Source organism: Salegentibacter lacus (assembly GCF_020164555.1).
GTDB classification, from domain to species: Bacteria; Bacteroidota; Bacteroidia; order Flavobacteriales; family Flavobacteriaceae; genus Salegentibacter; species Salegentibacter lacus.
Map to the genome: position 1 here is coordinate 1 of NZ_JAIQZB010000040.1, position 5,748 is coordinate 5,748.

The 5,748-nt window shown below is 31.0% G+C and carries 5 protein-coding genes; 3 read left to right on the forward strand and 2 right to left on the reverse strand.

The genetic code is table 11. The annotated features are described in order from the left end of the window. Positions 1–198: 198 nt before the first annotated feature. Positions 199–708, reverse strand: a complete 510-nt coding sequence (locus tag LB465_RS17830) for a hypothetical protein (RefSeq protein ID WP_224471274.1) — start codon at positions 706–708, stop codon at positions 199–201. Positions 709–794: 86 nt separating this feature from the next. Then, positions 795–944, reverse strand: a complete 150-nt coding sequence (locus LB465_RS17835) for a hypothetical protein (protein WP_224471275.1) — start codon at positions 942–944, stop codon at positions 795–797. A gap of 189 nt (positions 945–1,133) precedes the next feature. Between LB465_RS17835 and LB465_RS17840 the strand changes: the two genes are divergently transcribed. From LB465_RS17840 to LB465_RS17850, 3 genes are read left to right on the forward strand one after another with little or no spacing between them, the layout of a single operon-like run. Beyond that, complete coding sequence (locus LB465_RS17840; RefSeq protein WP_224471276.1) at positions 1,134–2,258, forward strand: tyrosine-type recombinase/integrase; 1,125 nt, start codon at positions 1,134–1,136, stop codon at positions 2,256–2,258. After that, a complete protein-coding gene (locus tag LB465_RS17845) occupies positions 2,233–3,648 on the forward strand; it encodes a site-specific integrase (RefSeq protein WP_224471277.1) in 1,416 nt (471 codons plus the stop codon). The genes LB465_RS17840 and LB465_RS17845 overlap by 26 nt, the downstream gene beginning before the upstream one ends. A gap of 2 nt (positions 3,649–3,650) precedes the next feature. After that, positions 3,651–5,648, forward strand: coding sequence for a hypothetical protein (locus tag LB465_RS17850; RefSeq protein ID WP_224471278.1), 1,998 nt, complete (start codon positions 3,651–3,653; stop codon positions 5,646–5,648). Positions 5,649–5,748 lie beyond the last annotated feature (100 nt).

Here is a 5,748-nt window from a genome sequence, read left to right on the forward strand (position 1 = left end):
CTAACAATATTTTCCAAAACCATACTCAGGAACAGGTATGAAAACACTATACTTATATCGGTTAACTCGTGGTTCATTATATTTACCAATAAAATTACGTCAAAATCCTACGCTAGGTAATTTTTTTATCACAGGTCTCAGGATGACGTTTATGTTACCTTATAGACAGCCTTTGATTCTTAGTCTTTAGAACTTAAGTTACATCTCATTTTCTGAATCTTCTTCAGATTGAGCAACTTTTTCTCTTATTGACTGATGGCTTTTTTCAATATTCTCGTGTTCAGATCTCATTTCTTCCTGCTCACTCATAATGCGGTCATGAGTTTTTTGCATTTCATCAAGCTGAGCTTTTTTCTCATCAGCGCTTAAAGAGCCATATTTTTGATTAAGCTCATTATGGCTTCTAATCATTTCTTCGTGAGAAGCCAGTGTAGCCTGGTGGTCTCTAATTTGAGCTTCAAGCTCTACCAGTTTTTCTAACTGGGTAGAATCTTCAAGTTCTTCCATACCACTTAATTGCTGTGATACCTGGTTGTGATTATTTCTAAGCTCCTGATGTTTTGCCCTAAGTTCTTCGTGTGTACTTACAATGCTATCATTGGCTTGGGTTAGTTCTTGTTGTTGTCTTTCCAAATCCTTGTTGGCATTATCATTACAACTTGTAAAACCTATAGCCAACAGGGCTAAAATCATTACAAAATTTCTCATGTTCTAAGTTTTTTGGTTTAAGTAATCTAAATTATAAAAAAGCTAAGGAGATAATTTTAATTTGCTGTTAAATAAATAATGATGATTTATACAGGATCAAAAAATGCTATATGATATTTTAGATACTCTGGTTTTAAGTCCGTTTTAGGTCTATCAATACTTTTGTTTCTAAGTTTAATAAGTTTTTCCTTTAATTCTGGTGCAAAATTTTCAAGTTCGGGGTCAATTAATTTCATAATTATCGGATTTGGAAATATATCCTTGGTCAAATTGAATAGATTTAGGTTGGTTACTTAATCGCTCTATAATTTATATTATGTAAAATGGGATTCAATGTTTTCAATGTTCATAAGCACTCTAACCCTACATATTTTATTTTAATATTTGAATTTCTTTAATTAATATTGATTAATTGATTAAAAGGAATGAAAATAATATCAGTTAAATTTAATAATAGTTATAAACCAATTCTTATAAAAGATTTCACTCCTGTATATCTACCATTTAAATACACAATACTTAAACTTAAATCAAAATCCTTTAAAACGCAGTACAATCATCTTTACTCGATAAGGTTGATGTTAGAGTATTTTGAATCAAGAAACATTTCTTTTCAATCAAATATTTTAAATTCAAAATTTGAAGAATTAGTTGAAAACCTAGAAAATCTAATTTCCTGGATCTATAATAATGAATCTTTTACCAAACAAGATCAAAATTTATCACCTACTACATATAATAATCATTTACGGAGAATAAATGATTTTTTAGTTTGGTCTATTAGATATGATCAAAATAATTTAAATATTGACAAAAGGATTGCTTCGCTGTTTAAGTCCCACATTATTAATAATAACTCAAATCCAGGATATAAAAGTATTTCTAAGGGAGATCTGAATAAAATATTTGATTGTATTCACCCGTCCTCTATAAGTAATCCATTTGCATCTAGAAATCGACTAAGAAACTTTGTAATATTATTAATATTCTTGGATACAGGATTAAGATTGGCAGAATTACTTCTCATTAAAACAGATCATTTAATTAGGGATGAAAATCAAATTTATTTAAAAATATTCCAGGAATTTAGTGACCCCGAAGATTCCCGTAAAACAAGGCCTAGGATTAAAAATAAATTTAGTGAAAGAGTAATTGGATTAAGCCAATCAACCTTCGAAATATTAGATATTTATATTCAGCGGCACCGAAAAAAGAATAAAAAACACTCTTTTTTATTTACTAGTGATATAAAAGGAAATCCTATTGCCAAAAACACCATTTCATACATTTTTAGTACTATTTCTAAAAAACTTGATATAAAGTTTTCCCCCCATTTGATGAGACACAATTTTGCAGAAAGAATGCTACAATATCTTATTGAAGAGAGAAAAATTGATATGCCCAGAGCTCAAGATGAGCTAAGGACAATATTAGGCTGGTCATATAATTCTTTGATGCCAAATCTATATGCCAAAAACTATATCTCAGATATGGCCAACAAACATAACATGGAAAGAATAAGTAATGAAAACAATATCACTACCACCTAAAATAATTATTTATTCCAAAATTTCTCAAGAAAGTTTTCCTCTCAAAACATCTGATGATATCTGGCGTCTAGAAATAGATGGTCAAAGATTGTTAATAAAGTGGACAACCTATAATTTCCCTGATTCCCTAAAATTATATCTAAAATCTTTTATCCTTCATCGACTGCAGAATCGTTCAATTGCTACAGTGGTAAGTGGAGATGCAAGAATGATAACTCAGCTTAATAAAGAACAACTAAATTTTCCTTTTGAAGCCCAAGAAGTAATTCTATTTTTCAACAAAATAAAGAACTATTCAGCTACATCTATTTTTAAGTCTTTTTATAAACTAGCATTAGTTAGAAATTATTATGGCTTTAACAGCGAAACTTACCAGAAAATAAAAGAGTTTAAGAATTCTACAACAAGTCCTTATAGCAATGTTTTTCTAAGACAAACTTACATTAAGCCAAATGAGTTAGAAAAAGTATACTCTATCATACATAATAAAGAAATTCCTAAAAATTTTCATCCTCTTAGAGATAATATTATAGTCAATATCTCTTATGAACTGGCTCCCAGAAGATCGCAGTTATTTTCATTAATTATTGCTGATTTTAAAGTAATAAATGAGTCTGGGAATAAATACTATTCTATAAATCTTCCTATGTCTAAGAAAAGAAGCTCATTGAAATTAGAAAAAAGACATAGGAAAATAAGCTCTATGTTAGGTGAGAAAATTGAATCCTATTTAAAACTTCACCCGAAAAATATAACATCTACCTCTCCTTTTTTCATCGAAAATGGAAAAAAAAGATTATCTGTCGACAAAATAGGAGAAATATTTAAGCTTCAGATGCGTGAAATAGGTTTATCGATTTCCTTGACCGATATGCGACATCATCTTGCGCAGTCTTTAGCAGATCAAGGAGCTTCGGCAGAAACTATTGCCGAAATAATGGGACATAATTCAACAATGCCTGCCAGGGCATATATTACAGCAACTCCAAAGATTGCAGAAATTAAAGCATCGGCATTAGGTAAAAGTCAAAAATATGGTGAACTACTTCAAATGTTTATAACTGGAGAAGTTATCGATGAAGCACAAGCGGAGAAAGATAGATGGGTACAAGGAGTCATTGGAGACCAATACATTGGGGGTATAGGCTCCTGTGGGCTACCTAATAATACAGTGTGTTCAAAAAATCCCGTATATTCCTGTTACACTTGTTTAAAATTTCATCCTTTCAAAAGTGGTAACCATACTGAGGTAAAATTAAATCTCCAAAGAGAAGTCCAGAAATTTATAGATATTTCCGAACAGTATGGTCAACTAAAATATAACCGCCCTATTTCACAATTGGAAAATACAATTTTAGCAGTAAACAAAGTGATTGAAAAACTTTCTTGATTATGAGAAGTTCATTAGACAATTTTATAAGTGAAGAAAAATTATTTTTTAATGCATTAGATACCGGGATAGCTTGGGAAGCAGAAAAATGGGATGTAAGTGATTGGCTAATGCATAGGGGAAAAGATAAATTTTTAAATTTTGACAGTTATTCTAGAATGACTAAAACAAATTTTTCAAATTATCCTCTACCAAAAAAATCTCCCCTTCCCTACCCTTTTAGTGATTTTGTTAAATCTTTAATAGTGTATTTAAATAGAACCAAAGAAATCGGTTTTGCATCTTCCAAAGCATATTTAAATGACTGTAGAAGATTACATATCATTATGGCATTTAGAAATGAAAATTGTGTTACAGTAATTACAAGGTGGCATTTTGAAGAAGCCTTAAGCTTTTTAAAACAGATAAACTACAAAAACTTATTTGACGCCGCTGCTAATTTACAGGCCATATCAAATATTATTGACTCAAAAAAATTGACCAAGAATGAAATAAGTTTTATTCATAGTATAAAATCGAAAAATAGATACTATAACTACACATCTATAAAGAAAATTGAGATTTCTGAAAGAATAGGAAATGATAAATTACCTAGTTATGAGGCATTAGTTGCTTATGCACAATGTACTAATAATCCTCTTAATGATAGCGAAGAAATTCTTTTGAGAACTTTAGATTTGCTTATGGCTATGGGTTTAAGAGGAAATGAAGTGACCCATATTCCCGTTGATTGCTGGGTAGAGACTAATGTCCTAGACCAGAATCAGGAAATAGTGAGGGATATGCATGGAAGCCCATTAAAAAATGTTGGTATACGTTATTACGCAGAAAAAAAATTTCAACCAAGAATCCATTGGTTAGCTAAACAAGATATTCCGTTTGCCAAAAGGGCTGTGGCAAGACTGAAAAAATTAACCAATGATTATAGAAATCTAGCTAAGTGGCAGGAAAAGCATTCAGACAGACTTTGGAAATTAAAAAGAAATAAATTGATAACGGATTCTGAGCTTCTTAAGTTTTTAGGTTTTAATAGAGTTACCTACTTAAATGGTTATTTAAAAAGAAACGGAATAAAGCACGTCAAACTGGGTAAAATTTATAGAGAAGCTAGGTCTGGATTTGAAAGCGGTAAATACCTTCCTTGTAGAATTTATAGAGCTGGAGAAATTGAGGATTTCTTATTAACCAAAAGACAGAATCACCACGACGTATTAAAGCAGAATATTGAGGGTAAAGATAAAATTATTCTCCGAACTAGCGACTTGCTTTCAATAAGGCCAGAAGGAGCTTTTCGTTTCAAAAGACAGGAAAATACTTTTTATATTTTTCCTGGAAGAATACATTTAGAAGAATTGAATGAGGCATTGGGAGCGAATAAAGATATTGAATCTATTTTTGAACGTAGATCTTTAACAGAAGCTGATGGTTCTAAAATTAAATTAACTAGTCATCAACCAAGACATTGGAGAAATACGCTTTATGAACTGGCCGGTATGAGCAATGTTCAACAAGCATTAGCAATGGGGAGACAGGATTTAGCGCAAAATGTCCATTATCAACATACAAGCATAAAAGAAAAAACTAAACTTCACCAAGATTTTTTATCATTTGATTCAAACAATGATAAAATGAATTTTTTAAGAGATGGGATAAGAAAAAGCACTATAATTGGAGAAATTACAGATACTTATCATTCTTTAAAAAAGAAAGAAGGGTTAGAATATGCCGAAGATTTTCTCGTGACTCACGGTTTAGCTATTCATATTACCCCTTTTGGTGGATGTACACATGATTTTAGTCAATCTCCATGCCAAAAACATTTACAATGCTGGAACGGATGTTCTCATCTCCATCGAACTCATGCCCCAGGAGAAACTAATCGTTTAGAGCAACAATTAAAAAAAAGTCTGAAAACCTTAAAAAAAATGCAGGTTGAATCAGATGATGAATTTGGTAAAAATGCCTGGGTGAATGTATCCACCCCACCAACTGCATCTTGATTAGCTGACTTTCTACCGATAGCTTTGCTGCTCTAAAATAATATTTATTATGAGCAAACAGGAAGAAATGTACACTTTAGTTAATGAATATCGTAATAGC

Coding starts and splice junctions, on each gene's coding strand:
- LB465_RS17830 (WP_224471274.1), bottom strand. CDS start 708: ATGAGAAATTTTGTAATGATTTTAGCCCTGTTGGCTATAGGTTTTACA.
- LB465_RS17835 (WP_224471275.1), bottom strand. CDS start 944: ATGAAATTAATTGACCCCGAACTTGAAAATTTTGCACCAGAATTAAAG.
- LB465_RS17840 (WP_224471276.1), top strand. CDS start 1,134: ATGAAAATAATATCAGTTAAATTTAATAATAGTTATAAACCAATTCTT.
- LB465_RS17845 (WP_224471277.1), top strand. CDS start 2,233: ATGAAAACAATATCACTACCACCTAAAATAATTATTTATTCCAAAATT.
- LB465_RS17850 (WP_224471278.1), top strand. CDS start 3,651: ATGAGAAGTTCATTAGACAATTTTATAAGTGAAGAAAAATTATTTTTT.